This window comes from Microvirga terrae (genome assembly GCF_013307435.2).
Taxonomy (GTDB): domain Bacteria; phylum Pseudomonadota; class Alphaproteobacteria; order Rhizobiales; family Beijerinckiaceae; genus Microvirga; species Microvirga terrae.
Genome location: NZ_CP102845.1, coordinates 2,138,435 through 2,163,118 on the forward strand (window position 1 = coordinate 2,138,435; position 24,684 = coordinate 2,163,118).

Annotated in this window: 29 protein-coding genes and 1 pseudogene; 15 read left to right on the forward strand and 15 right to left on the reverse strand. The window is 63.6% G+C overall.

Annotated features, from left to right (window positions below):
• Positions 1 to 368: 368 nt before the first annotated feature.
• Genes HPT29_RS10175 through HPT29_RS10190 form a run of 4 tightly spaced genes read right to left on the reverse strand, consistent with a single transcriptional unit; the run spans position 369 to position 3,682 of the window.
• On the reverse strand, positions 369 to 1,559 hold the full coding sequence (locus HPT29_RS10175; RefSeq protein WP_173945532.1) for an MFS transporter: 1,191 nt from the start codon (positions 1,557 to 1,559) through the stop codon (positions 369 to 371).
• 51 nt (positions 1,560 to 1,610) lie between these two features.
• Positions 1,611 to 3,041, reverse strand: coding sequence for an FAD-dependent oxidoreductase (locus HPT29_RS10180; protein WP_173945533.1), 1,431 nt, complete (start codon positions 3,039 to 3,041; stop codon positions 1,611 to 1,613).
• Positions 3,042 to 3,056: 15 nt separating this feature from the next.
• On the reverse strand, positions 3,057 to 3,311 hold the full coding sequence (locus HPT29_RS10185) for a DUF1127 domain-containing protein (protein ID WP_173945534.1): 255 nt from the start codon (positions 3,309 to 3,311) through the stop codon (positions 3,057 to 3,059).
• A gap of 53 nt (positions 3,312 to 3,364) precedes the next feature.
• Complete coding sequence (locus HPT29_RS10190; RefSeq protein ID WP_173945535.1) at positions 3,365 to 3,682, reverse strand: ArsR/SmtB family transcription factor; 318 nt, start codon at positions 3,680 to 3,682, stop codon at positions 3,365 to 3,367.
• 286 nt (positions 3,683 to 3,968) lie between these two features.
• Between HPT29_RS10190 and HPT29_RS10195 the strand changes: the two genes are divergently transcribed.
• Positions 3,969 to 4,427, forward strand: a complete 459-nt coding sequence (locus HPT29_RS10195) for a hypothetical protein (protein ID WP_173945536.1) — start codon at positions 3,969 to 3,971, stop codon at positions 4,425 to 4,427.
• Positions 4,428 to 5,199: 772 nt separating this feature from the next.
• Here the strand turns inward: HPT29_RS10195 and HPT29_RS10200 are convergent.
• Positions 5,200 to 5,760: a transglutaminase-like cysteine peptidase gene (locus HPT29_RS10200; protein WP_173945537.1), complete on the reverse strand. Its 561-nt coding sequence runs from the start codon at positions 5,758 to 5,760 to the stop codon at positions 5,200 to 5,202.
• Between the two features lie 183 nt (positions 5,761 to 5,943).
• Here HPT29_RS10200 and HPT29_RS10205 point away from each other — a divergent pair, with 183 nt between their 5' ends.
• A complete protein-coding gene (locus tag HPT29_RS10205; RefSeq protein ID WP_173945538.1) occupies positions 5,944 to 6,438 on the forward strand; it encodes a response regulator in 495 nt (164 codons plus the stop codon).
• A 234-nt stretch (positions 6,439 to 6,672) separates the two neighbouring features.
• Here HPT29_RS10205 and HPT29_RS10210 read toward each other — a convergent pair whose 3' ends face one another.
• Entirely contained in the window at positions 6,673 to 6,867 is a 195-nt protein-coding gene (locus HPT29_RS10210) for a hypothetical protein (protein ID WP_173945539.1), read from the reverse strand.
• Positions 6,868 to 7,149: 282 nt separating this feature from the next.
• On the opposite strand from HPT29_RS10210, the gene HPT29_RS10215 reads away from it, so the two are divergent.
• From HPT29_RS10215 to HPT29_RS10225, 3 genes are all read left to right on the forward strand, one after another.
• Positions 7,150 to 7,377, forward strand: coding sequence for a DUF6894 family protein (locus HPT29_RS10215; protein WP_173945540.1), 228 nt, complete (start codon positions 7,150 to 7,152; stop codon positions 7,375 to 7,377).
• Between the two features lie 608 nt (positions 7,378 to 7,985).
• On the forward strand, positions 7,986 to 9,125 hold the full coding sequence (locus tag HPT29_RS10220; protein ID WP_173945541.1) for a sensor histidine kinase: 1,140 nt from the start codon (positions 7,986 to 7,988) through the stop codon (positions 9,123 to 9,125).
• A 30-nt stretch (positions 9,126 to 9,155) separates the two neighbouring features.
• A complete protein-coding gene (locus HPT29_RS10225) occupies positions 9,156 to 9,668 on the forward strand; it encodes a hypothetical protein (protein ID WP_173945542.1) in 513 nt (170 codons plus the stop codon).
• 351 nt (positions 9,669 to 10,019) lie between these two features.
• On the opposite strand, the gene HPT29_RS10230 is transcribed toward HPT29_RS10225, so the two are convergent.
• Positions 10,020 to 10,679 (reverse strand): pyridoxamine 5'-phosphate oxidase family protein, encoded by a 660-nt coding sequence (locus HPT29_RS10230; RefSeq protein ID WP_173945543.1) that lies wholly within the window; start codon positions 10,677 to 10,679, stop codon positions 10,020 to 10,022.
• A 34-nt stretch (positions 10,680 to 10,713) separates the two neighbouring features.
• Positions 10,714 to 11,679: an MBL fold metallo-hydrolase gene (locus HPT29_RS10235; RefSeq protein ID WP_173945544.1), complete on the reverse strand. Its 966-nt coding sequence runs from the start codon at positions 11,677 to 11,679 to the stop codon at positions 10,714 to 10,716.
• A 142-nt stretch (positions 11,680 to 11,821) separates the two neighbouring features.
• On the opposite strand from HPT29_RS10235, the gene HPT29_RS10240 reads away from it, so the two are divergent.
• Positions 11,822 to 12,715 (forward strand): LysR family transcriptional regulator, encoded by an 894-nt coding sequence (locus HPT29_RS10240; protein ID WP_173945545.1) that lies wholly within the window; start codon positions 11,822 to 11,824, stop codon positions 12,713 to 12,715.
• A gap of 319 nt (positions 12,716 to 13,034) precedes the next feature.
• Positions 13,035 to 13,829 (forward strand): dienelactone hydrolase family protein, encoded by a 795-nt coding sequence (locus HPT29_RS10245; protein ID WP_247654102.1) that lies wholly within the window; start codon positions 13,035 to 13,037, stop codon positions 13,827 to 13,829.
• Positions 13,830 to 13,972: 143 nt separating this feature from the next.
• Here the strand turns inward: HPT29_RS10245 and HPT29_RS10250 are convergent, their stop codons facing one another.
• Entirely contained in the window at positions 13,973 to 14,878 is a 906-nt protein-coding gene (locus HPT29_RS10250) for a LysR family transcriptional regulator (protein WP_173948693.1), read from the reverse strand.
• 153 nt (positions 14,879 to 15,031) lie between these two features.
• On the opposite strand from HPT29_RS10250, the gene HPT29_RS10255 reads away from it, so the two are divergent.
• Positions 15,032 to 15,430: a RidA family protein gene (locus HPT29_RS10255; RefSeq protein ID WP_173948692.1), complete on the forward strand. Its 399-nt coding sequence runs from the start codon at positions 15,032 to 15,034 to the stop codon at positions 15,428 to 15,430.
• Positions 15,431 to 15,529: 99 nt separating this feature from the next.
• Positions 15,530 to 15,880 carry an AraC family ligand binding domain-containing protein gene (locus HPT29_RS10260; protein ID WP_173948691.1) on the forward strand — a complete coding sequence of 117 codons (351 nt, stop codon included), beginning with the start codon at positions 15,530 to 15,532 and terminating at the stop codon, positions 15,878 to 15,880.
• 306 nt (positions 15,881 to 16,186) lie between these two features.
• Here HPT29_RS10260 and HPT29_RS10265 read toward each other — a convergent pair whose 3' ends face one another.
• A complete protein-coding gene (locus HPT29_RS10265) occupies positions 16,187 to 17,101 on the reverse strand; it encodes a LysR substrate-binding domain-containing protein (RefSeq protein ID WP_173948690.1) in 915 nt (304 codons plus the stop codon).
• 196 nt (positions 17,102 to 17,297) lie between these two features.
• Here HPT29_RS10265 and HPT29_RS10270 point away from each other — a divergent pair, with 196 nt between their 5' ends.
• From HPT29_RS10270 to HPT29_RS28820, 4 genes and pseudogenes are all read left to right on the forward strand, one after another.
• A complete protein-coding gene (locus HPT29_RS10270; RefSeq protein ID WP_173948689.1) occupies positions 17,298 to 17,813 on the forward strand; it encodes a DUF2721 domain-containing protein in 516 nt (171 codons plus the stop codon).
• Positions 17,814 to 17,877: 64 nt separating this feature from the next.
• On the forward strand, positions 17,878 to 18,630 hold the full coding sequence (locus tag HPT29_RS10275; RefSeq protein ID WP_173948688.1) for an SDR family NAD(P)-dependent oxidoreductase: 753 nt from the start codon (positions 17,878 to 17,880) through the stop codon (positions 18,628 to 18,630).
• Positions 18,631 to 18,681: 51 nt separating this feature from the next.
• Complete coding sequence (locus HPT29_RS10280) at positions 18,682 to 19,377, forward strand: type 1 glutamine amidotransferase domain-containing protein (RefSeq protein WP_173948687.1); 696 nt, start codon at positions 18,682 to 18,684, stop codon at positions 19,375 to 19,377.
• 75 nt (positions 19,378 to 19,452) lie between these two features.
• A pseudogene (locus HPT29_RS28820) lies at positions 19,453 to 19,563 on the forward strand (alpha/beta fold hydrolase); the annotation flags it as partial.
• Between the two features lie 86 nt (positions 19,564 to 19,649).
• On the opposite strand, the gene HPT29_RS10285 reads toward HPT29_RS28820, so the two are convergent.
• Positions 19,650 to 20,243 carry a TetR/AcrR family transcriptional regulator gene (locus HPT29_RS10285; RefSeq protein ID WP_173948704.1) on the reverse strand — a complete coding sequence of 198 codons (594 nt, stop codon included), beginning with the start codon at positions 20,241 to 20,243 and terminating at the stop codon, positions 19,650 to 19,652.
• Between the two features lie 73 nt (positions 20,244 to 20,316).
• Between HPT29_RS10285 and bdcA the strand changes: the two genes are divergently transcribed.
• Together bdcA and HPT29_RS28825 are read left to right on the forward strand one after the other, a co-directional pair.
• Complete coding sequence (bdcA, locus tag HPT29_RS10290; RefSeq protein ID WP_173948686.1) at positions 20,317 to 21,030, forward strand: SDR family oxidoreductase; 714 nt, start codon at positions 20,317 to 20,319, stop codon at positions 21,028 to 21,030.
• Positions 21,031 to 21,155: 125 nt separating this feature from the next.
• Positions 21,156 to 21,413, forward strand: coding sequence for an aldo/keto reductase (locus tag HPT29_RS28825; protein WP_173948685.1), 258 nt, complete (start codon positions 21,156 to 21,158; stop codon positions 21,411 to 21,413).
• A 117-nt stretch (positions 21,414 to 21,530) separates the two neighbouring features.
• Here HPT29_RS28825 and HPT29_RS10300 read toward each other — a convergent pair whose 3' ends face one another.
• The 4 genes from HPT29_RS10300 to HPT29_RS10315 all read right to left on the reverse strand — a co-directional run bounded on the left by HPT29_RS10300 (position 21,531) and on the right by HPT29_RS10315 (position 24,677).
• Complete coding sequence (locus HPT29_RS10300; RefSeq protein ID WP_173948684.1) at positions 21,531 to 22,592, reverse strand: site-specific integrase; 1,062 nt, start codon at positions 22,590 to 22,592, stop codon at positions 21,531 to 21,533.
• A 2-nt stretch (positions 22,593 to 22,594) separates the two neighbouring features.
• Positions 22,595 to 22,843, reverse strand: a complete 249-nt coding sequence (locus tag HPT29_RS10305; protein WP_173948683.1) for a site-specific integrase — start codon at positions 22,841 to 22,843, stop codon at positions 22,595 to 22,597.
• A gap of 517 nt (positions 22,844 to 23,360) precedes the next feature.
• Positions 23,361 to 23,900, reverse strand: a complete 540-nt coding sequence (locus tag HPT29_RS10310) for a 2,4'-dihydroxyacetophenone dioxygenase family protein (protein WP_173948682.1) — start codon at positions 23,898 to 23,900, stop codon at positions 23,361 to 23,363.
• 24 nt (positions 23,901 to 23,924) lie between these two features.
• Positions 23,925 to 24,677, reverse strand: coding sequence for an SDR family NAD(P)-dependent oxidoreductase (locus tag HPT29_RS10315; RefSeq protein WP_173948703.1), 753 nt, complete (start codon positions 24,675 to 24,677; stop codon positions 23,925 to 23,927).
• Between the last annotated feature and the right edge of the window lie 7 nt (positions 24,678 to 24,684).

Genomic DNA, 24,684 nt, shown 5'->3' on the forward strand with positions numbered 1-24,684 from the left:
CGGCGGCAAGCGGATCCGGTACATCGACACGCCGCATGTGCCGCACGGCTGGGATGCCGGCGTGATCTTTGAGGAGACCAGCCGAACGTTGTTCTGCGGCGATCTCTTCACGCATCTGGGCAACGGCCCTGCGCTCACCGAAAGCGACATCGTGGGCCCGGCACTTGCGGCCGAGGACATCTTCTACGACACGAGCCTCGGGCCGAGCATCGCACCGACCGTTCGCCGGCTGGCCGACCTTGCCCCACGCGCTCTGGCCCTGATGCACGGCTCGTCCTTCGTGGGCGACACGGTTGGGGCTCTGCACGACCTGGCAAGCGCTTACGATGGCCGCCTGCGTGCGGCGATGGCGGGGCGTCGGCCTGACATCAACGATCCCAGGTCGTCACCCACAGCGCCCCGACGAGGACGATGTTCAGGCACGTCATCCCGGCGAGGAAGCCGAGGGCGGCACCCGGACCGCTCCACTCGATCAGGACTGCGCCGAGAGAGGGCGAGAGCGCCTGGGCGAGCAGGCTGGGCATCGCCAGCCTGCCCATGAGCGACGCGTACCCCTCCGCTCCGAACAGTGCGAGCGGCAGGGTTCCCTTCGCGATCGAGCCGATGCCATTGCCCGCACCGTACAGCGCCAAGGCAAGCGCCAGGATCGGGAACCCGAGGAACAGCAGCACGGCCCCGCACGCAACGAGGGTGACGGAGGCTGCCATGGTCCAGATCGGATGGTAGTGGCGACCGAAGGTCATCTCGACGATGCGGGCGCCGACCTGCGACGGGCCGACCAGCGCACCGAGCGCGACGGCGGCAGCAAGGCCGAGCCCCCGTGCCTGGAGGAAGGTGAGCAGGTGCACTCCGATCATGGAGGCGGTCATGGCTCCGAGGGTGAGGATCATGGCAAGGAGCATGAACGCGCGCGTCCGTCGGGTTCCGGTCAGGTGGGCAGGAGACGTTTGCCCTGGCTTCGCGCCGGAGGCCTTGCCGCCACCTGCGGGCGCCCCGATGCCGGGTATGACGAAGGCGTGCAGCGGAAGGCATACGAGCAGATGGATCGCGGCATAGGCCGCACAGGCGCCGCGCCAGCCGAAGTGCTCGACGAGCCAGGCGCTGAATGGCCAGCAGACCGTGCTGGCGAAGCCGCCCCACAGGGTCAGGGTGGTGATCGCGCGCCGGGCATCCTTGCCGTACAGGCGGCCCAGCGTGGCGAATCCCGCGTCGTAGAGGCCCGATCCCATGCCGACGCCCATGACGAGCCAAGCCATCAGGTAGACCGGAAGGCTATAGGCGAGCGCCAGCGTCGCGTGTCCGGCCGCGAGCATGACCGAGCTGCCGACGAGGACCGGACGGCCGCCCTTCGCATCGATGGTGCGCCCGACCCGGGGCGCGACCAGCCCGGCCGCGAGCAGTCCGACGGACAGCCCGGCCACGACCCAGCCGAGCGACCATCCGGTGTCGGCGGCGATCGGCTTGGCGAGCACGGCCGGCAGGTAGAAGGACGATCCCCAGGCGAGGATCTGCGTGATCCCGAGGGCGGAGATGACCACCCTCGGGTTCTGTTTCGGCATGGCGGATTCGCTCGCTAGGGACTCGCTCACCGGATTCGACACGGGCCGATCTCAGCAGCAGCCCACAGGCTCTGCAACCTTCTCCGGCGTCTTCGCGGGTCCGCAGCCACAGCCCGACTGGCCCGCCGCCTTGGCCTCGGCATCCGCGACGCAGCAGGCATCGACCTGCGCTGGGGCGGCGCCGCCGCAGCATCCCGAGGATGCCGTTGCTCTATCTGCGGGGATGTTGGTCGAGCACACACCCGTCTCCGGCAGCACGAGGTGGATGTCGTCAGCCGCCGCAAGATCGCCGGCGATGGCCGCCACAACGGACCGGACCTGCTCGTAGCCCGTGAGCATCAGGAAGGTAGGGGCACGGCCATACGACTTGATGCCAACCGTGTAGAAGCCCGGCTCCGGGTGGGCGAGTTCGCGGTGGCCATGCGGCGGCACCGATCCGCAGGAGTGCAGGTTCGGGTCGATCAGCGGCCCGAGCGCCTTCGAGCTTTCCAGCCACGGGTCGAGGTCGAGCCGCAGCTCGCGGGTCAGGTTGAGGTCGGGGCGTTGTCCGGTCGACACCACGATCCGGTCGACCGGGCCGATCTCGCGGATGCCCTGCGGCGTCTCGCCATCGACGGTGACCTGATTGCCATCGGCCCTGACGCGGACCACGGAGAAACCGGAGACCAGCGTGAGCCGTCCGCTATCAACGAGGGCCTTGAGGCTCGAACCGAGCTCGCCGCGGGCCGGAAGCTGGTCGGCGCTTCCGCCGCCGTACACGCGCATCAGGTTCTCGCCGCGGGTCGCCCACACGATGGACGTTTCGGGATTGCGCTCCGCGAGCCGGGCGAGGTCGAGCAGGACGTTGGCGGCCGAATGCCCGGCACCCACGACGAGCGTTGTCTTGCCCTCGTAGGCAGCGCGGTCGCGCCCGAGCACGTCCGGGATGCCATAGGCGATGTTTGCCGCATTCTCCGCCTCGCCCTCGGCGAGGATGCCGCCCGCGCCGAGGGGATTGGGAACCGTCCATGTGCCGGAGGCGTCAATCACCGCCCGGGCGCGGTCGCGCCGGATCGCGCCGTTGCCGTTCGAGACGGCCAGCACGAAGGGCTTGGTCTCGCGGCCCTTGCTGAGCACCTTGTCGGCTCCTTGCCGGGTGATCGCCTTCACCGTGGCTCCCGTCTCGATCACCGCCGCCATTTCCGGCGTTTCGGCCAGAGGCGTGAGGTAGGCCTCGTATAGGTCCGATCCCGTCGGCATGACCTTCCCGGGCGGCTCCCGCCAGCCATGGGACTGGAGCAGGGCGCGGGCCGCTGTGTCGGTGTTGTACTCCCACGGCGAGAACAGGCGGACGTGGCCCCAGTCTCTTACGTTGGCGCCGACGGTGGCTCCGGCCTCGTAGACCTTTACGGGCAGGCCACGCTGGATGAGATGGGCAGCGGCGGCCAAACCGACCGGGCCCGCGCCGATGATGGCAACGGGAAGGTTATCGAGCGTGGTCATGGGAGGACTCCTTGGTCAGCAGCAGGAAGCAGGGCGGGGAGCGAAGCCGTCGCGGACGCGCTCGACGAAGACGCGCCCCTGGCAGCAGAGGACCTTGAGCATCCGCGAGGGATCGCGGTGGCGCGGCTGGGCCAGGACGGCGAGGACGTCCGCCCGCTCGAGGCCGATGTCGCGCAGGAGATGGTCGTCCAGTTCGCCGAGGGCGACGACATGCCGACGGTTCCGGGCCACGCGAGCGAGATGGAGCATGAAGGGTAGGAAGCCAGCCATTTGTCTCTCCTTTTCATATTTCCGGTAGTATCGAAATATCGGGCAAAAAATGATCAGGCGGCGTTCTCCGCCCGGGTCGAGCATCCGGCGTCGGCGCAGCACTCGTCGGCCAGGAAACCGATGAGGCCGTTCATCGCTGGGTAGCTGGCCCGGCAAATCAGAGTGGTGGCCTGCCGCTCCTGCGTCACCAACCCGGTCAGCAGGAGCCGCTGGAGGTGATGCGAGAGCGTCGACGGCGGAATGCCGAGGCGTTCCTGGATCTGCCCGACCGGCAGGCCGGCCTCTCCGGCCCGGACCAGCGTGCAGTAGACCTGGAGCCGCGTGGTGTTCCCGAGCGCTTCGAGCTGCTTGGCGGCTTGTTCGATGTTCATGGAAATAAGATGCAGGGGTCCGCTGCGCAGGTCAAGCATTACTTCCATAATCGTCGAAATAGGAGGCAGCCTGGTATGGACCGTGAGGATACTGTCCGTGAAGCCCCCGACAGCGGACCCTCACACGGCCATGCCCGCGGCTCAGCTTGACCCAGCGCGGACTTTTCACCCAAACTCGGTGATCGGTTCAGGCGGCTTGTAGAACCTGCACCAAAGTGCGAGCGAAGGTCCCGCTTGCCTGTAGAATTGCCCGCTCAACCCTTGGCTGTTCAAGCAGCCAAGGGCCGTGGTGAGCTTCCATGTCGACCTGTGGATCGGAAAGACGCTCGGGCCGGACTATCAGGCCGACGGCAGGAGCCGGCGATCAGCGCCTTCCACCATTGCCGCCGCCGTTCCCACCACCATTCCCATTGCCGCCTCGATCGCCGCCGTCACCCGCGTTGCCGTTGCCGCCACCTGGATTGGACGGATCGGTGCCCTTCACGTCGGTACTGGTATTGTCGGCGGGCTCCGATCCATTGCCGAGGCCGTTGTTGTTGCCTGGCCCCTGACCGTTTCCGTTGCCCGGTCCGTTGCCATTGCCATTGCCGCCGGATCCTGCCGACCCGCGGCTGCCATTGCCGCTCGAGCCTCCGATGCCACCGCTGCTGCCGGCCGGGCTGCTGCCACCAGCAGAGCTCCCGCCGATGGAAGCGCCAGCCGATGCCTCTCCAGACGCGGCCCCGGCGAGGCCTCCGGCTACTGATCGTCCGGCTGCACTACCGGAACCCGAGTTCCCGACTGCGCCTGCCATAGCGCTGCCGGAGGAGGTCGCACTCCTGCCCGTCACGGAACCAGCGATTGCAGGAGAACCCGCCGCGGATCGCGCTGAAGTGCCGGCCGTGACCGAGTTGGTGCCAGAGCCGAAGAGCCGATCCAGGAACGATGCTCCAGGCGCCCCGATGGATCCGGTCGTCTCAGCTCTGGCCTCCTGGTTTACCGCACGTCGTGCCTGCGGAAGGATCGCGCATCGGCAGACTTCCTGGCCCTGGACGATGCGGAGGCGGCAGTTGCCGTACATGGATGCATTGGCAACGGCAGGCTGGCATTGTTGGCCTGACCTGGGCATCTGGGCCTGAACGGAGGCCGACGTGGCAAGAAACAGGGTCATCGCTGACAAAGCGAGAGCGTGCGAACGCTTCATGGTTCACCTTACAAGAGAGTACTAATGGAGGCTGATCGCAGAAGAGCGGCTCAGGTTGCTAGATGACGCCCAACCAAGAACATGGTTCCGGCGCATCCTTAGAAATATTTTCAGATGATATGTGAATATGCCTGCGCCTGTTAACGGATAGACAATCTTTATACCTGCCCGCACCTCGGCTTTAGCCTGTCCTTCGAGCGCGAACTAAAGGAAAGCCCCTAATAGTCTTCAACTATCAGGGGCAAGCAATACCCGACGGGACGCTGATTTGGCCCAACCGGCGAACGATCCTATAGCCAACTCAGTTCCACGGCTTACCTGGAGAGGGAGCGGGTCAGCCGCGCGGCCGGCGAAACCCGGCCTGCGCCACCGGCAGGCCACGGGCGACGGGAAGATCCACCGTTGGCTCGCTGGTCCTTGCGCCCGAAGCCGAAACCCACCCGCGGCCCGACTGCCGTGAGAGGAACGTGTGGCCTGTTTGGGCGGGCGAAAGGATGGACGAGGTCAGGTTGTCCAGGACGTACTCGCCACTGACCGTCGTCACGACAAGCACCGCATGCGGCTCACCGGATGAGGTCGTGCCGACCGAGATCGACAGCGCCGAGGCCGGCCAGCCACGCTGCAAGAGCAGCTTGCGCTTCAGCAGCGCGAAATCCTCGCAGTCGCCCCGGCCACTCGTCGGAAGCGTCCAGACGTCCTCGCGTCCGTACTGGTCCATGTCGGACACTTCGACAATGGTGCTGTTCACATGGCTGTTGATCTGCCGAAGCTCCGATATCCGCTCCGGCGTGAGGGTTACGTGCGCAGCAGGCTTAGCCGAGACCGGCCCGGAATAAAGCGCCGTCGCCAAGGTGAGTACAAGGCCGCCAGCCAGGCAGCGAGAGATCGACATCATAGGAATGCCCCCGAACGAATTTTGTCCAAGCCGACATCTGCGGCATTCGACTCGTTTGTCTTGTTAGGAGCGCATTAACTATGACTTTAAGCCTAGAATGAGGCAGCTTGAAACAGCCCAACCATCATCCATCGGCTCCTTCTTCGAAGCGCGGTGCTCCGAGAAGGAACCGAAGCATGGCCGATGCGTTTCATCTCGCCATTCTTTCGTTCTGTTCGTCCCGTGTCGCATTTGTTTCTAGGAACCGTATTGCTGGTCGAGGACGAGCCGCTGGTGCGGCTGGTGACGGCTGACCTGCTGATCGAAGCCGACTTCCGGGTTGTCGAAGCAGCCAACGCTGACGAGGCCCTCACCCTGCTGAGGGCCGGGGTTGAGGTGGACGTCGTGCTCTCGGACGTCGAAATGCCACCGGGCCGCAACGGCTACGCGCTCGCCCGCCAGGTTCACGAGCACTGGCCCAGCACCGAAATCCTGATCACCTCGGGACGGGAATGGCCGAGGCAAGGAGATCTGCCGCCGGGAGCCGCGTTCCTGGCCAAGCCCTGCCCGAGCGAAACCCTGGTATCCTATGTGCGTTCCGCCGCCGAGCGCGCTCAAACCGCCAGAGCAGGGCATTTGGCCGAGACAGAGGTCGATCGGGTGGATGGAACGGTTGTGCCATTTCCCAAAGCTGGCTAGCGCTAGAACGGCCAACACAGCATCCCACAAGCCCCACGCACGCTGTCCAGGTGAGGGCTTGCGTTTTACGAGTTGGATCCCCTTCCGGCTCATCCCACCCGATGATTGGATCTGGTCCCCACGATGATGGAGCGGTAGGTCGTTACGGTCGAAACTACGGTGGCTGCATCCTGAGGCATTTCAAGCGCTTCCACCTCGCCCAAGAGCGTCATGCCGACCTACACTGGCTCATCATCATCGCTTCTGCATGAGCCGGTTGAGGATCATGGAGGCGAGAGCAAACAGGAGTGCACAGATCGAGACGGTGGCGATCAAGTGGGGGATGAAATGCGCCACCAAGCCGTCTGGAGTGTACCCGAGATGGTTATGGCTGAAATGGCGAGCCGTAGCGAGAAAAATGCCGGCCATGAATCCCACGAATGCGGTCATGGGAGCGCTCCACCGGCCCGTGGGTGCTGATCTCCTGCGCATGCTCGTTCTCATTGTGGCGGACCGTTTCCATCTGTGCAGCTTGGCAAGGCCAGTACATTACCACCAATAAGAAAGCGTAACGGTTTGGTGTGGTTTTTATTCCGCGTACGAGGATTGCCAAGTCGTTCTATTGGCAAGGCCATGGCGTACGGCTAAATACCAGTATAAGACCTTAGCAGTATCGATACCACCTGAGGTCTCGGTCAGCACCCTGCCATCCTCTTGGATCCAGAACCATCGATGCGCTGCTATTTTCACCTGGCGAACGGCGAAGAGATGATCTTGGATGACATCGGCATCGAGGTCTCGGATTTGGCCACGGCGAAAGAAATGGCGTTGCAGGCCATCGAGGATATTCGGACCGAGGCGATCCAACTCGGCGCATCCTGGCAAGGCTGGAGGCTCGATATCGCGGATCCCACCGGCCGTACCTTGCTGTCGATTACGTTGGATCCCACCATTCACTGACCGCAAGCGGATCTGCAAGCACTCTGAGTCGATGTCGGTTCTCCCCCTGGGCGTGACCATCTGCCGTGCGACGGCCGAAGCATGAACTCGGTAGACGAAAGGTCCGGACGTGGCACCTCTCGGAAGTGGGCCTAAAGTCTGCTCTTGCCAGGGAGCCTGTGTGAAAACACTGACCGTTCGTGTCTTCGAGCAATTTTCTGTCTTGCGGTCGCGAGAAGGCCGGGGATTTCCCGGTGCAAAAGCACAAGATTGTATAAATAGTGCGCCAAGGCCCAGCCTGTTCGAGTTTTCACACAGGCTCGCCAGGGACAGCGGACGTTCCCGGAGGGCAGGGGATCGTCACTGCCTCACCCTGAAGAGACCTTGCGCAGTTTGTACGCAGTGAGATCGATGCTCTGATAGGAACAACATCAGCGCTCATATCCAATGCCGAAGCCGTCATTGGTGCCGACACACATGCCAGCGCGAGCTGGTGCCGTCCCATCCCGTCGCCGTTTAATCTATGTTAGACTGCCAGGCCAATCGGATGCGGATCGCCTAGCCAGCCACATCGACGGCACCGCGACAATCTCCGTCATCCGGTTGTTCCCTTGTTCTGGAGCTGCGCCATGGGTGACCTGTCCTCGCCTCGGACCGCATCGGAGAAGCGGCAGCAGCATGACCTGCCGGGTCGCATCGGAGCGGCGGTAGAGGTCGACCATGCAAACGAGCGGCTCAGGTCTGTCCTGGCCAGCGTCAGCGACTGTTATTTCACCTTGGACAGGTCTTATCGCGTCACCGACCTCAACGAGGCGGCGAGGGACTGGGTGGGCCCGGATTTGGACCAGGTCCTGGGCACGTCCCTCTGGGACCTGTGCAGTCCTGATGCCGAGTGCAGCCGCGTCATTCGCGAGGGCATGGAGGGGCGGCGGCGCATCCGGCGTGAGGTGATGTCCGGCCTCCGGCGCGGCCGCTGTCTCGATCTTCTGGTCTGCCCCTCGACGGAGGGATTGAGCGTCTTCTTCACCGACGTCACGGAACAGCGTGCCGCCAAGGCAGCCTTGGATGAGCTCGCCGGACGCTTCCTGAGCCTCCAGGACGAGGAGCGGCAACGGATCGCCGAGGAACTGCACGACTCGACTACCCAGCATCTCGTGGCAGCCGACCTCCACCTCATGCGGCTGAAGCAGTATGTCAGCTCCGGCGAGGGCCAGAAGGTGCTCAATGAGGCCGCGGACGCGGTGGAGGAAGCTGCCAGGGAGCTGCGCAGTTTTACCTATCTCCTGCACCCGCCGGGCCTGGAGCATAGCGGCTTGGCTGGAACCGTGCAGGCTTTTGCGGCCGGCTTCGCGCGCCGGACGGGCCTGGACGCCTCCATCCGCATGCCCGACACGGCTGACAGCCTCCCCTTCGATGTCCAGCGCGCTCTGCTCCGGGTCATCCAGGAGGCGCTGACCAATACCTATCGGCATGCGGCCGCGTCCCGGCTGATCATCGACCTGCGGGTCGAGGCCGATACCCTGAAGCTGCGCGTTCTCGATGATGGCTGTGGGCTGACCCGCGGCGTCCGGAAGGCGGCCGAGAGCGGGGCCCTGCTCGGGGTCGGCGTCACCAGCATGCAGGCCCGCATGGTGCGGTTCGGCGGCAGCCTGCGGCTCCTGAGCCATGCGCGGGGTACGCTGGTCGTGGCCACCCTGCCGCTCGGGTTCGCGTCCGATCTCGGGAGCGGTCGGGAGCCTGCCGCAACGAGTCCCTCCGCGGTGCACTGACATCCTTGCGGCCATTTCGGGGAGGTTGCGATGATCGGTTGGGCCGTCCGGGGATTGCTGGCTGCCGGCAGCATCATCGCGGGATGGTTCCACGCCCGGGACGTGCCGACCTTCGAATTCGGATTAGGCGAAACCACCAAGAGCTTCTTCCTCTCGCCGTCGAAGCCGACGGCGGGCGGGCTGATCTGGGGTGTTGGCCCCGCCTTCCTGTGGCCGGCCGCCACCGATGACAGCCTCGGCACGGAGAAATGGGGCGTGGGTCCGACCGGCGTCGTGCTGACGCACCAGGGGCGTGGACCATCGGGGGCTCGCCAACCACGTCTGGTCCTATGCCCGCCGCCCGGTCGCTTCAACGTGAGCTCCACCTTCGTCCAGCCATTCGCGTCGTACAATTTCGGTCAGGGGTGGAGCGTCACGCTCAACACGGAATCGAGCGCCGACTGGACGAACAACAAGCTGACGGTGCCGGTCAACCTCGTGGTGGCGAAGGTGTTCGAGATCGGCGACCAGGCGATGAGCCTCGGGGTCGGCGGCCGCTACTAAGCGATCAAGATGGAGGGGGCGCCGGACTGAGGCCTGCGCGCGCAACCCACGTTCCGGTCCGAAGTAGGCCAGCGGCAAGAGGGCACCCTATTCCCTGGCGATCCGGCTCTCCGATGGCGCCGCATCGTGTGTAGGAAAGTCAGGTCTCGGCACATTCGCGAAGTACACCGAAGGTCTGCTGACGAAGGAGACAACAGACATTCCTGTGGCGTTAGCCATCTCCTCGGATGACCCAATGCGGACCGTACGTGTTCCCGAGGTGATGGTCGTCATTGAAATCTGCGAAGGGCGGTTCAAGTGCGCCGACGGTATTGCTTGCGTACAGTGATGCGCATCGTGCGCCTGGTGATATCAATCCTGACCGGCCGTTCCCGCCTCTCGGCCCAGCCGATGACGCAGGCGTCGGTTCTCGGCGCGCAGACGCTCGATCTCCTCACGCACCGGATTGAGCACCAGGTCCAGTTCCTCGTGCGTGAAGCGAGGGGTGATGTGCTGAGGGCAGTTCCAGTCGAAAGCCTCAACCTGGATGAGGGCCCCGCGCTCGGAACGAGCCGCGTAGTCTGGCACGGCGAGGGTTGCCACCAGTTCGGGGTCCGCGCTCACATCGATCATCCGCAAGTGCCCGAAGATCTTGAGCCGCCGCTGATGAGCGTAGTCCATCAGGAACAGCGAGACCCGATCATTCTCCGCAACGTTGCCGGTCGTCACATACTGCCGATTGCCCCGAAAATCCGCGAAGCCAAGCGTGTGATCGTCCAGGACGCGCAGGAATCCCGCCGGGCCACCCCGGTACTGCACATAAGGCCAGCCGGTTTCGGAGACAGAGGCGAGATAGAACCCGTCGCGTCCTTCAATGAAAGCCGCTTCTGCGTCGCCGAGCCGGTCGTTGCGGACCGGCCCAGCCCTGTCCAGCGTGCCATCCAGGCGCGCGTACTGGGCTGCGCTTCCGTATCGCTCACGCGCGACCTTCACTGAAGGGGTCGATGCGATCTCGAGCCATCTGTGTAGCATGGTCAACCTCGTGGAAAACAGGAGGATTGCGGCATCAGTCCTGGTAGGCCCAGTCAGCGGCATGCCAAGCCAAATGGCCTTGGTCGGACACGATCCGGCCGAGACCAGGGAAAGGCATGTGCGTTGCTGCAATGAGCACACCCTCCTCGGCTGCCCGGGGGAAGAAACGGGCTCGCATGGCTTGTGCTGCCGGCCGATCCGCCTCCATCAGGAAGTTCACGTCGGTTCCCATGGCCGGGTGCACCACCGGAAACAGCATGTCGGAGACCATGATTAGGCTTTGTCCTCGGTCCTCGATCCGCACACCGATGTGGCCTGGAGTATGTCCCGCAAGGTCGACAAGTGACACGCCGCGGGCGATCTGGTGGTCGCCCTGGGTGGCCTGGAGCTTCGGATACAGCCGAACGAGGTCGGCCGAGAGGCGGAAGCTGGGTTGCAGATAGTCGGGCGCGGCGGCCTGCTTGCTCGGATCGGTCCAATGCGCGATGTCGCGCCGGTCGACATACACCTCCGCCTTCGGGAAAACACGGCGGCCGCCTGCGACAAGGCCTCCCAGGTGATCCTGGTGCATGTGAGTCACGATCACAGCGTCGACCTGTTCGGGTTTCAACCCGCGGGCGGCAAGCGCCTGGGGAAGTTGCCCGGTTTGTCCCAGCGTGCCGGCGGGTCCGGCATCGATCAGGATGCGGCTCGATCCGTCCTCGATGAGATACTGATTGAACAGAAAGCGCACACCGCTCGGCCGTGCCGTGAACTGGGCCTTGGCCGCGGCTTCGACCTGCTCGGACGTCCGGCCCGGGAAGTAGCCATAGGACATATCCGCGTAGCCATCCGACAGCGCCGTCACGGTAAAGCGGCCCACCTTGATTTGCGCGAGCGGCGTGACAGCGGAGGCGGGTTGGCTGCTTACGGCTCGTGCAGGCAGGGTCTGTGCACCGGCCATAAGCCCGGCAGTCGGAAGTCCAAAGGCGAAAGCGCGACGGGAGAGCGAGAGGGGCATGGGAGAAGCTCCAAGGTTTTGTGACCCAGGTGATGATCCTGATCGATGTCGACGCCCGAGTCTGGGCAGACACTAGACCCTCCCTGTCCCAACCGGTATCCTACGAATTCAAGACCTTTCCTCTCATTTTTTGGAAGGTGCGATGGACCGCTTCGACGCCATGGCCGTTCTGCTCGCCGTCGTGGAGGAGGGAAGCCTGTCGGCCGCCTCACGCCGCCTGCGCGCGCCTCTAGCTACGGTGAGCCGCAAGGTGGCGGACCTGGAGCGGCACCTGAACGCCCAGCTTCTGGTGCGCACAAGTCGACGGGTTGAGCTGACCGACGCGGGCCGCGGATATGTGGAGGCGGCCAAACGCATCCTGGAGCAAGTCGGGGAAGCAGAGCGCGAGGCGGCGGGCGAGTACACTACGCTCAGGGGTGAGCTTCACGTGACAGCGCCTACGATGTTCGGTCGAATTCATGTCTTGCCGATCGCCCTCGACTTCCTGAAGGAGCACCCAGAGATCGACCTGCGGCTTTTCCTCAACGACCGCCAAGTGGATCTAGTCGAGGAACACATCGATGTTGCCGTTCGCATTGGCCATTTGGTCGATGGCGGCTTACGGGCGACGAAGGTCGGGTCTATCCGCCGTATTGCCTGCGCCAGCCCTGCCTACCTCGCTCGACGCGGAGTTCCCAATACGCCAGGCGATCTCGCACAGCATGACGGCATCACGTTCCAGGGCTTTGAGCGCGCGCCCGAATGGCGCTATCGCGGCGACAGCCCCGCCTGGACAGCCGAGCCGCGGACGCGCCTGGCTGTGAACTCGACGGAAGCTGCGGTGGCCGCGGCGGTGGCGGGTCTGGGGACTGTCCGTCTCCTGTCATATCAAATCGAGCAGGAGTTGCGCTCAGGTGCCCTGCTCGCGATCCTCGAAGAGTTCGCCCCCGAGCCCATGCCTGTGACCCTTGTCTATCCCGAAGGAGGTCGGCTCGCACCCAAGGCTCGGGCCTTCATCGACTGGGCGGCACCGCGGCTTCGAGTTCGACTGTCATGACGTGGACCCTGCAATTCACCCCCGGTCCAGTCAGCATTCCTCTCACCTTGCAATGGTGGACCTTCCAATCGGAGCATTCCTGAAGTCAAAGGAGCTTGGGAAGGTCTGCCATTGGCACGGGACTGACCTTGCCCATCCGCCTGCATTCGCAGCGCGAGCGGACCTTCGCACAATCTTCCGAAGACCTCCTTGTTTGAGTGCCCTGGCGATAGCCATGACCCTTGGAAAGGAGCAGTATCACCCCGGGAGGGAAGCTAGGCGCTGCGTACTAGGGAGCTGTGGAGGCTTTTCCGTCCCTGAAAATGAGCAGGAGATCCTCATGAGGACAATCGTGGCAGCAGCATTCTGGGCGTTGGTGATGACCACAAGCTCGTACGCAGCAATCAGGGAGGAGCCGGTCACGTACCAGGACGGCACCACGACCATGAGGGGCTTCGTCGTCTACGACGATGCAGTTCAGGGCAAGCGTCCCGGTATCATCATGGTGCACGAGTGGTGGGGCATCACCAAGCACATGCACACCGAGGCGCAGAAGTTCGCGCAACAGGGCTACACCGCGTTCATTGCCGACATGTACGGGGACGGGAAGGTCGCCGACAATCCCAATGACGCCGGCGCCTTAGCGACTCTCGTCATGAAGGACCCGAAGGTGATGGAAGCGCGCTTTGGTGCCGCGCAAGCTCAACTTGCTCGACATCCCTCCGTTGACCCGACGCAGATCGGTGCGGTTGGCTACTGCTTTGGTGGCGCTGTCGTGCTGAACATGGCTCGTGCCGGCGCCGACCTCGATGCGGTGGCCGGATTCCACGCCACGCTCGGCCTCAACACACCCGCGCCTGCGCCTGGCACGGTCAAGGCCAAGGTCCTTGTTCTGAATGGGACCGACGATCCGTTTGTGAAACGCGAGGAGTACGAGGCGCTTAAGAAGGACTTCGATGCGGCGAAGGCTGAGTACCGGGTCATTGAATATCCTGGGGCGGCGCATGCTTTCACCAACCCGGAGGCCACAGAACTCGGCCGGAAGTTCAACCTGCCGCTTCGGTACGACGCACAGGTGGACCAAGCGGCGAAGGGCGAAGCATTGAAATTCTTCAAAGTCAGCCTTCAGAAGTAGGGAGCTTCTCCGAGCACCGCAGCGTCGGCTGACGCTGCGGTGCAAGACATCAGGTGATCCGACCTTCCACATGTGCCTGGGGAGCGGACGTTTAGACAATTGCCCTCACGGACCGCGTTTGACCCGATCCAGACCTACACCGACTATCCACTGTTCACTTGCCTCACATCCCTGACGACATCGAGGAAGGCCCGCAAGGCCGGCGGCACGGCTCGGTGTCCCGGGTAGTAGATGGCCGCTCGCCCCGGTTCGTGCATCCAGGCGGACAACACCGTCCGCAGTCGCCCCTCTGCAATGGCGGCTTCGGCAGCCCAGCTCGCCACATACGCGATCCCCAAGCCGTGTGCGGCCGCGTCCGCCATCAGTCCCTCGTCATCGAGAACCACGGGTCCGCTTGTATCGATCGTCAATTCCTGCCCAGCCCGCTCGAACTCCCACTGGTACAGCTTGCCGCTCGGCGTGCGGTGGCCGATGCAGCGATGATGCTGAAGGTCGTCCGGAGTTGTCGGCTCACCGGCGCGCTCGAGATAGGCCGGTGATGCAACACAGACGAACCCGATCGGGCGGGCGAGGGGCACCGCGATCATGTCCTTCGGAATGGCTTCGATAAGACGGACACCGGCATCGAAGCCGCCCGACACGATGTCAACCAAGCGTCCCTCGACGACGAGATCAACCGTCACATCGGGGAACCGTTCGGCCATGCGCGGGAGGACCTCACGGACGAGAACGGCCGCGGCCACCCGCGGTGCATTGATCCGGACTCTGCCTGCCACTTGGCCTCGGAAGGCGGAGACGGCGTCCAATGCCTCGTCCAAGGACGTGAGCGCCACCTGCAACCGGCTGAGCATCTCAAGCCCCGCTTCAGTTGGTGAGACGCTGCGGGTTGTTCGGTTGAGAAGGCGTACGCCTAGGCGTTCCTCAAGCCCTCGCATTGCGTGGCTCAGTGTGGATGGCGCCGTGCCGAGTTCATCCGCGGCACGACGGAAGCTGCGATGGGTGGCAACTGCCACAAAGGCGGTGAGATCGTTGAGGGAAGGGCGCATCATTGATGGCCATTTTGCATCAGACCATGTCGATTTCAACGTCTAACCGTGCAAGCCCAGGGCTACTATCTCCTGCTCAAACAAGGCAGATCCCAGTACTCTCATGGGACGTGCCTTCGTTCTGAGGTTCCATTCGACATGGATGAGGAGACACAAATGTCCAAGCGCAACGCCGTCTTCCCTGCCGGCCGGCAGGCACTCTACGAGATGCACCGCTACTCTGCTGCTATCCGGTCCGGCGATCTGCTCTTTGTCTCAGGGCAGGTCGGCAGCCGCGAGGACGGCTCGCCTGAGCCTGACTTCGCAAAGCAGGTTGAGCTTGCTTTCGACAACCTCAGCGAGGTTCTGAAAGCGGCTGGCGGCACGTTCGATGACATCGTTGATGTGACCACATTCCATACCGATCCAGAGGCACAGTTCGGGACCGTCATGTCCGTCAAGGACAACGTGTTTCCTAACGAGCCGTATCCCAACTGGACGGCTGTCGGAGTGAATTGGCTCGCCGGCTTCGACTTCGAGATCAAGGCAATCGCGCGGATTCCAGCGGCCGTCTGAAACGCCACCAGACCCGATCATGCGCTAAACACAAAAGCGCGCTTCTGCAATGGAGTATCGTATCTTGCTCAGACTCTAGCGGAAAATGGAGCTATGCCCATGAAGGTTCATAAGTTGTCTGTCGCCGATGCATCGTTCGAGCGCTCGCCTGGCCAGGACGGGGAGGTGTGGGCAGGCAATCTGATAGACCAACATCACGGGGGACCTATCACCATTGGCTACGGTCGCTACGGGCCCAACCAGAGCATTGATGAGACTCTCGCCGTGCACGACGTGATGGTGGTTCTGGAGGGAAGCCTGTCGGTGACATCGAGTGACGGCACGGTCACTGCTGGTCCGGGCGAGATTGTCTATATGCCCAAGGGTGAAGTGGTCACCATCCGGTCGCATGCTCAGGGAGCAATCACCGCCTACGTCACATACCCGCATTGGCAGGAGCCGCTGGCATAAGCCGGTGCGTCACAACCCTCACGACGCCTGAACAGGTGGCGGCTGGCGAGTAGACAGCGCAAATCACTGTAGGTCGGCTCGCGGCACCGGGCCGACCTTAGCCTTACGTCCCTAGTGCAGGGGTAAGCAGACCCTCCAAGGCGGCCAGCGATCTCCTGCTCGTGACCCAAAGCCGCCTTTGTACCGCAGCGGCCACAACGATCGGAACTGGCCGGCTGCCGACCGTCTTCTTGCAAGCTCACAGGTGTTTGAGTCGGACTTCCATGTCAACGCAGTGTACGAAAGCTAACCGCCGCACACGAGTGACTATGGCGGGAAACTACGCCTGATCATGGCAGAACGAGAAGCGATGAGTTGGTCGATATTCTGCAAGAAGCTCGCTAGCACGGGCGACAGATTGTCAGCTCGGTAGCCGGCGGCGATTTCAATCATCGGAGGGCTTCCCACCAGCGGCCGGCTCACGACTGACTGGGGCAGCAGCCGTTCGACATACGCCGGGAGAAGCGTGAGGCCCCCTGTGGACGCGACGAGCGATATGCCCGTCGCGAATCCATCGAGAAAGTGGCTCGGCGCCACCGCCACGCCGCGCTCGCGCAGGTAACGCTCGACGATGCTCCGCAGGACATGAGGGGTATCCGAATAGCCGATGAAGGGAACCTGATCGAGGTCGGCCGGGTCGATCTCGGAACGTTCGGCGAGCGGATGCTCGCGCGGCAGAATAGCCACGATCGGCTCCTCGGCGATCACCTTGTAGGTGACGTCGGGCTGGGGCTCGATGCGCGAGAAGCCGAGATCTAGTTCACCGCGCTGCACGGCGGCGGCAATGGCGGGCGAGAAGTCGCTGGTGACGCGAAAGTCAATATCCTTGAGCTGATCGCGCAAGACCTGGGTCACGTGCGACAGCCACTCGACTTCCTGGCCCGTCAGAAAACCGACCGAGAAGCTGGCCTTGGCCGGTCGGACCGCACGCCGAGCAGCGGCGACCGCTTCGGCCGCTTGCCCGAGCGCCAGCCGCGCATGGTCGAGGAAAGCCTGCCCTGCTGCCGTGAGCACAACCCCACGCGAGGTGCGGACGAACAACTGGGTGCCGACCTCAAGCTCGAGGTCGCGTAGCTGGCGGCTCAAGGAAGGCTGTGCGGTGTGCAGGCGCTTCTCGGCGGCAACCGTCAGGCTGCCTTCCTCGGCGACGGCGACGAAGTATCGAAGATGACGAAGTTCCATCAGCCATGCCTACCAGGTATGGTCGAGAAAGCTACAAAGTCTTTCCGCTGCGACTGCGGATGAGCCATCTTTGGGCTCAGCCAAAGAGCACTGGCTGGCGGGCATGCCAGCCAAGCATCACGAACAATCGAGAGCGTCCGCTGGCCAGCCCGCATTTTCGGGGCCGTGAGCGCGCGTGTGCAGAAGGAGCAAGGTCATGCCGTACGACCCCTTTTCGGCGCTGAGCTTCATCACCGGCCCGGCGATACTGACGAACGCCTGCGCGATTCTCCAAAACGGCGCGACCACGCGCTACAACCTCGCGGTCACGCAATGGCGCGAGTTTCGCGCGCTGATTGCGTCGGGCGATGACAGACTGTCGCTGCTTTACATCGATCCGGAACGCGCCCTGTCGCTCGCCGAACAGCGCATCCACCTGCAGCTCCGCGCGCTCGGCCTGCTGAGCGCGGGAGTCGCCCTGTTCGCGGTGACTACGGTCGGCGGGCTGCTAGGCGCCTTCCTCGTCCAGGCTCTGTCCGTGCCTTCCGGCGCGGTCAGCTTGGTCATGATCGTCGCCGGCGGCGCCGCGCTCGCGGTCATGCTCGCGGCGGTCGGCGCGCTCCTTCGCGAGGGCGCGTGCAGCCGCGCCATGGTCCGACTTCACCCCCTCGCGAGCAAGAGCCCGATGCAGCGCACCGCAACTCCGCAAGCCGCCCTCGGCGACGAACCCTGAGGCCTGGCCCCCAAAACCCGTCGGCGGGTCGCCGACACCCTAAGCACCACGAAAGGACCTACCGATGATCACCACTTCGATCATTACGGGCGGCAGCCGCGGCCTCGGCCGCAACACCGCCATAAGCATAGCCCGTCGCGGCGGCGACGTGATCTTCACCTACCGCAGCGATGCCGAGCAGGCGCAGGAAGTGGTCGCGGAAATCGAGGCGCTCGGCCAAAGGGCCGCCGCGCTGCAGCTCGATGTCGGCGACATCGCCGCGCTTCCGGCGTTCGTCGAGCGTATTCGCGCGCTGCTCCAGTCGTGGGATCGCGGGAACTTCGACCACTTGGTGAACAACGCCGGGCACGGCGAGATGGCGAGCTTCGCCGAAACCACGGAGGCGCAGTTCGACCGGCTCTTCGACGTGCACGTAAAGGGCGTTTTCTTCCTCACCCAGGCGCTGCTCCCGCTACTCGCCGACGGCGGGCGAATCGTCAACTTCTCGTCGGGCCTGACCCGCGTCTCTTACCCGGGCTTCTCGGCCTATTCGGCCGCGAAAGGGGCGATCGAGATACTCACGCTCTACATGGCCAAGGAGCTCGGCAGCCGCGGCATCACTGCAAACGTCATCGCCCCGGGTGCGATCGAGACCGACTTCCTCGGCGGGGCGGTACGCGACACGCCCGAATACAACGAGGCCTTCGCCAATATGATCGCGCTCGGCCGCGTCGGCGTGCCCGACGACATCGGCCCGGCCATCGCGAGTCTGCTCGGCCGCGATAACCGCTGGGTCACGGCGCAGCGGATCGAAGTGTCGGGCGGCCAGAACATCTGACTGCTCGCCCCATCCACCTGTCATCTTTTGGCAACCAGCAGGAGAATATCGATGAACAATGTCCTAATCGTTCTTTCCGCCGCGGACACATGGACCCGTGCCGACGGATCGGCCTACGAATCCGGTGTCTGGGCCCAGGAGTTCGTCGACCTCGACGAGGCCTTCATCCGCGCTGGTTTCCGGGTCGATCTTGCCAGCCCTGGCGGCATCGTGCCGACGATGGACAAGCGCAGCCTCGATCCTCGGGCAGTGGGCAAGGCGGTGGCGGAGCGCATGCGCGCCTATCTCGCGCAAAACGCGCAGCGGATCGAAAACCCGCTTGTGCTCGCCGAGATCGATGTCGGCCACTACGACGCGATCGTCGTTCCGGGCGGGCACGGGCCGGTTGAGGACCTCTACAAGGATCCCGACATGGGTCGGGTGCTGCTCGAGGCCGACCGCGAGTCGAAGGTCATCGCCGCGGTGTGCCACGGTCCCGCGGCGCTGCTCGCGGCACGCGACGAGAACGGCCGCTGGCCTTTCGCCGGACGCAAGATGACCTCGCTGAGCGACGAGGAGGAGATTGAGTTCGGAACGGCCGAGAACGCCCCCTGGCTGCTGGCCGAGACGCTGCGCGAATTGGGGGCCCACTTCGAGCAGGGACCGAACTGGAGCACGCACGTCGTCAAGGACGGCAACCTGTTCACCGGTCAGAACCCGCAATCCTCGGCGGCTCTGGCCGAAGTGGTGATCGCGGCGCTGCGATAGCGCGGACTAGGCCCCAGGCGACCCGCGATCCGGCTGGCCTCGCGGGCTCCCTCCACACCGAGAAGGAGCAAGGCAATGAGCTCCGTTCCGACCGACGATGGCGTCGAGATTTTCTACAAGGACCGGGGTCAGAAGGACGCGGAGCCGATTCACTTCCACCACGGCTGGCCGCTGGCGTTGGAGGACTGAGGCCTGCAGATGCTGTTGCACCCGCCAGACGCTTGCGTCCTAATAGCAAAAAGCGATGGTTGGTCGACCAGCGGGCGTGGCGCTCAGGCGGGGAGGACCTGCGCAAGGGCCAAGCCGGCGAGACGGGCAGTGGCAAGGAGCTGGTCCAAGCCGTGCCCATTGCGCGCCTTGGCGGAGAGACCCGACATGGTCGTGCTGACGAAATCCGTCACACGGGCGGCGTCCTCCGGATGGCGCGCGGCGACGTAGTCGCGGATCAGTTCCTCCCCGGCGATATTGAAGGCGCGCGCCGCCTCGCGCGCCTCCGGGTCGTTGCATCGGGTGCCTTCCAGCACGAGGCAACCCGCCGCCGCGCAATTGGCTGCGTAGCGGCGGGCGGCTTCCTCCAGTACAGCGGCGAGGGCTTCGGCCACGGGGCGGTCCGGTCGCAATATGTCGCGCAGTGGAATGGCCCCAGTGCTGGCCCAGTGTTCGAGAACACGGCTGTAAAGGCCGGCCTTGTTGCCGAACGCTGCGTAGAAGCTCGGCGGGTTGATGCCGAGCGCCTCGGTAACGTCAGCGACACTGACCGCATCGTAGCCGCGTGCATGGAAAAGATGCTGGGCGGTGGCGAGCGCCTCTTGAGGATCGAAGCGCCGGGGCCGACCCCGCCGTTTGGAATTATTTGTAGTGACCATTACAAAAACGTTGAACCCGATCAATCGATCAATTATGTAGTGCGACCTACATTAAGTCTCAAGGGAGGCCCCGATGGGTCTGTTCGAAGGAAAGTCAGTTTTGGTGCTCGGCGGCAGCCGTGGGATTGGAGCCGCGATCGTGCGGCGCTTCAGGGCCGACGGTGCGCAGGTAACCTTCACCTATGCCGGATCGCATGAGGCGGCGCAGCAGCTGGCGGCCGAAACGGGCAGCACGGCCGTCCTGACCGACAGTGCCGACCGGGACGCAGTGATTGCGCGGGTGCGGGACAGCAGTCCCGTGGACGTGCTGGTTGTGAATGCTGGGTTCGCCCTGTTCGGCGACGCACTGGAGCAGGACCCGGACGCGATAGACCGCCTGTTTCGCGTCAACGTCCACGCTCCCTATCACGCTTCGGTCGAGGCCGCGCGGCAGATGCCGAACGGTGGGCGGATCATTGTGATCGGTTCGGTGAACGGCGATAGGATGCCCGTCCCGGGCATGGCATCCTACGCGCTCAGCAAGTCGGCCCTGCAGGGCATGGCGCGTGGCTTGGCGCGGGACTTTGGACCACGCGGCATCACGATCAACATCGTACAACCTGGACCGATCGATACCGACGCAAACCCCGAAGGCGGGCCGATGAGGGACCTGATGCACAGCTTCATGGCCATCAAGCGCCACGGGCGACCCGAGGAGGTTGCTGGGATGGTGGCTTGGCTGGCGGGTCCGGAGGCGGGCTTTGTGACGGGGGCGATGCACACCATCGACGGCGCGTTCGGCGCCTAGCCACCTGTGGCGTGACCCATCCCCAGAGCTATTGAGATCTGTCGATCCTGATCTCGGGCCGGAAGAGCTCTTCGCGCAACGAAGCAAAAAACCCGAGCATGATCAACCTAAAGATAGTCTTATGAGTGCTTAATCCAACGCCAAGTCGACGGCTGAACATTCGGCTCATCCACAGAGCGTTGGATGCAAGGATCAACTTCATCGACATCGCCAACCGCGATACAGCAGGTGAGTCTGAGGAGACCGTGGGCAAAGCTCTGAAGTGTCGTCGCGACAGCATCGTGCTGGCCGATGTGGGTGCAGCCCAGGAAGGGCGCCGAGCGCCTTGTGAAATGGCACTGAGGAGACCCGGCAGTTCAACAAATGGTCTTCTGCAAAGTTGAGCGCTCAAGACTCGAAATGTCTGGAAATGGCACGTTCCGGACCTAACCTTTAGGTCGGGTGATAGGCTTAAAGCGGACCTTTGGAAGGGTAAGGGATCTCCCTTGCTCCCTTCAACATCAGGATCCGGCTATGTTGTCGATCCATCCACCGAACAGGTCAGCAACTTCCAGACTGCTGGCAAGATTGTAATTCTCGTCGACGAGTTCCTCGTCGTGCTGTAACAAGCCGCTCGCCAGATGCGGCTCGGCTCCTGCTCGATACCAAGCGGTGAAAGCCCCACTTCGCCGGAAATCGTGTGGGCTGAGAGCTCGTCCAATGACGGACTTCGTAGTCTCCATAATCCTTCGTTCGACACTGCCATAGCTGAGTGCCTCGCCATACTGCCCGACCCAAAGTGGACCAGTAAGCAACTTGCTTTGTTCATCCCCGATCATGAACTCGTCGGTGTGCCGCATCAGCCGTGGTCTTGCCCAGGTGAGATACAAACCGATTGCAGGATTGAGGCGTTCTCGGATAAGGCGGAGATCAGCCCGCCTGTTCTTGACATTTGGGCCCGGCAGTTTGATCGTCCGGCGGTCCTGCTCACGCGCAAAGCTGTGGCCGAGTTCGAGCTCCGAGAAGTTCTTCAGCCGAATGGGGCAGTAAGCCAGCATGGCGACCATAAGCCCGTCACGGATCTGACCCGCCCGCCAGATTGGTCGCCGCCTGCGACTTGCCTGGGCTTCCGTGACAAGCGTGAGGCCTGCCGTGATCAGGACCTCGGAGAGGACGACACGATCAAACCGCTCCAGCGGGTAGGCGACAAGGTCTAGGTCTTTGGCGATCCCGGTTAGCCACTCAAGATCCGAAGCAGGCGCTAGGATCCTCGCTATGGTTCGCAGCTTGTACACTGAGCCGGCCAGGGTCACAGAGGTCCAGCCAGAGTGGACGCGCTCGATGTAGCAGTCAACGTTCTCAGGCGTAATCAGCCGACCTGCTCCGGCCTGAAAATCGAGAGCGCCGCGTTCCCGGAGCGACTCGTGGAAGTAGCCGTAACGGCGCTCAAGATCCTCTCGGGTGATCGGCGTCCATCGGGACGCCGCGCTCCCGCGTCTCCAACCCGCACCAAGCTCGCACGCCCGAAGCCATGCGAGGGGGTCGGTAGCAGGCCATTCGTCAAGGGGCAAGGAGGTGATCATGCTCACTCCTCGCCATCAAGATGCGTGTCGACCATCTCGCCAAAGCGCTCAGTCGCCGTGAAGCTCTCCAAGCCGATGTAGAACTTCGTGGTGGTCTTCAGGCTCTTGTGCCCCAGGGTCCCGCGCACGAACTCATAGTTGCCCGGCTCGCGCTTGAGGATTAGGACTGCGGCGGCATGACGAAACTGATGGGTCCGCACCCGCAGGCCCGTAGCCTTCTCAACGGCGCTGGTGATCTGCTCGCTGAACATGCTTGGCGTCTTGAACGACCCGCCTTGGCCGCTTCAACCCCTTTCACGCTTGGTTGCTGGTTGGGACGACTGGCGTCGTCGTGCTGGCGGTTGTCGCGGCGTTCGCCGGCATTGACATGGCGATTTGCCTGATCATCCTCATGCTCGCGCCGCCGGTCACGATTGTCGGCTATGAGGTGCTGGGACACCGTCATCAGACAGACGCACTTGCGAACGATGGCTCCGCTCCTCTAACGGCACACCCTCGCGTGCACGAGGTTTCCCCATGCCTCCTGCCCATCGGCAGTAGGGCTTCCGGCGACGATCATCCTTCTCTGATCGATGCCCTTTCCCGGGCGGGACCCCGATCACGGCAGGACGTGGGTTCATGACCCGCGGGGGAAGTGGCTCGACGTCCCCTTCATGAGGGAACACCAGACCTTCTGATAAAGGCGCATATTTCTCGGATTGACCCCTTGCGGACGTTCACACCACTTAGATGTCACTGCTCGAAGGCTTCCATGAGGACGAGCGATCCTCATCGGATGAATTGGTCGATGTAGTCCGCCCCTAGGCCGTTCCGGCTATAATGGGCCCGGCATTTGTCAATGCGCGTGAACACGTCGTCGAACCCGACGGCCTTGCCATCCGGGTCGACATAGATCATGGCGCCATTCACTTGGAATAACGTGATCATCTCCTCTACATGAGGTTCAACCACGAGGGTATGGGTCTCCCCCGGCGCTTCATAGGCGTAGGAGCCCTCCGTCGCCACCCAGTCGTGCTCGAGGTAGCGCCATTCGCCCTTGAGCACGAAGGCATGGACGGGTTGCGGGTGCCGGTGGCATGAGAGCACGCCCGACTTTCGGACTCTCAGCAGGTTCATCCAATATCCGCGGGAGGCCGCCAGGAGGAGAGGGCGGAACCAGACATTCTTCTCGACGGGCACCCAGATGCGCTCGTCCGTTGGGATCGCGTTCGGGACCACCAGTTCCGGCGGCGAATCCTTCGGCTGCGGGTGGCGGTAAGGAATCCACTTGTCATTCGCAGGCGGGGGGACCGGATCCGATTGGCTCATAGGGGCCTCCAAGATTTCTCAGGTTCACACAGTCAGATAGCCGCCGTCGATCGGCAGGATGGCGCCGGTGACGAAACCCGCGGCGGGAGAGGCCAGGAAGACGATCCCGGCAGCGACCTCGTCCGGCGTGCCCCAGCGGCCCATGGGCGTTCGGGCCAGTATCGGACCTGCCCGCTCCGGATCATCCTGAAGGGCCTGCGTCAGCGGGGTGGCGATCCAACCAGGTGCAACGGCGTTCACGCGGATGCCGTCACTGGCCCACGCGGCAGCCAGGCTCTTGGTCAACTGACCCACGCCGCCCTTTGACGCCGCATAGCCCGGGACACGGGCCCCGCCGAAGAAGGTGAGCATTGAGGCAATGTTCACAACGCAGCCCCTCGCCGACGCCAGTTTTGGTTTCGCCGCCGTGCAGGCCCGCATCGTGCCGGTTAGATTGATAGCTATAGTTTCGGCAAAGACATCCGGATCATGTTCCGCGTCGCGCCGGATCACGCCTGCGGCGTTGACGAGCACATCGAGGCGCTCGAGCCCAGCGACGAGCGTCTCAATGGCAGCACCGTCGCGCACGTCGAGGAGAGTAAAATCGATTCCGCTCGAACCGAATGCATCACTTGCAGCGATGCACTCGGCCTCGGTGGCGCCGGTGGCCACGACTTGCCCGCCGAGATCATGGAAAGCCCGCGCCGCGCCGAGCCCGATCCCGCTTGTGCCACCGAGGGCCAGCACTGTCCGGCCACGAAAGAGCCCCGGCGCGAAGGTATCTATCATGTCGATCATCCGTTCT